The sequence below is a fragment of the Marinomonas polaris DSM 16579 genome, assembly GCF_900129155.1.
Taxonomy (GTDB): Bacteria; Pseudomonadota; Gammaproteobacteria; order Pseudomonadales; family Marinomonadaceae; genus Marinomonas; species Marinomonas polaris.
Map to the genome: position 1 here is coordinate 1 of NZ_FQVF01000051.1, position 1,068 is coordinate 1,068.

Annotated in this window: 1 protein-coding gene; it reads right to left on the reverse strand. The window is 44.0% G+C overall.

What is annotated here, in order from left to right:
- Positions 1-1,068 (reverse strand): copper resistance system multicopper oxidase (locus BUA59_RS23395; protein ID WP_139248972.1); only part of this gene is annotated, 1,068 nt, incomplete at both ends.

Consider the following 1,068-nt stretch of genomic DNA (forward strand, 5'->3'; position numbering starts at 1 on the left):
GCCATTTTACTGTGGTCCATGCCTTCCATGCCCGACATAGAGTCCGAACCCATCGCCATTTTACTGTGGTCCATGCCCTCCATATTCATGCCCATATCGCCATGCCCTAAGATCGGCATAGGGTCCATATCAGGGATTTTGGCCGTGAACATTTCATCTGACGTGAAGTTACCAACGGTATAACCAGAACGGTCAATGCTCTGAACGAAAATACAATAAGCATCCTCCATCTTCGGCTCGACTATCACATCGTAAGTTTCCGCAACACCAATTCGAAATTCATCGATGGTAACAGGCTGAACATTTTGTCCATCACTCGCTACCACGGTCATTTTTAAACCTGGAATTCGCACATCAAATATCGTCATCGCAGAGCTATTAATAAAGCGAAGACGAACTTTTTCTCCTTGTTTAAAGAGTGCTTGCCAAGGTTGTGCCGGTGGGTTCCCATTCATTAAATACGTATAGGTGGCGCCCGTGACATCAGAAATATCTCGGTCACTCATACGTTCCTGATTCCACATGGAGCGTGCTCTCCATGTGTTCACCAACCCTTGTTTTTTGATATCAGAAAACAAATCAGACATCGTTCTTTCACTGTAATTGTAATAGTCTGATTGCTTCTTTAAATTCGCATATATCGTTTCAGGCGCCTCATCCGACCAGTCCGACAGCATGATGACATGCTCCCGATCAAACACAACAGGGTCTGCTTCTTTAGGGTCTATAACAATCGCGCCATACACTCCCGTTTGTTCTTGAAAACCTGAATGACTGTGATACCAATAGGTACCACTTTGCTTAACTGGAAATTTATATTCGAATGTTTCTCCCGGTTTGATGCCCGCAAAACTAAGGCCAGGAACGCCATCCATTTCTGTCGGTAAAATCATCCCATGCCAGTGCAAAGAGCTGTCATGATCAAGATTGTTTTTTACTCTTAGCGTGACCGTTTCACCTTCTTTCCAGCGTAACAAGGGTCCGGGAAACAGTTGATTAATGACCGTTGCTCTAGCAGGCGTTCCCGTAAAATTAACGGTTTTATAATCAATGCTTAAATCAAAAACT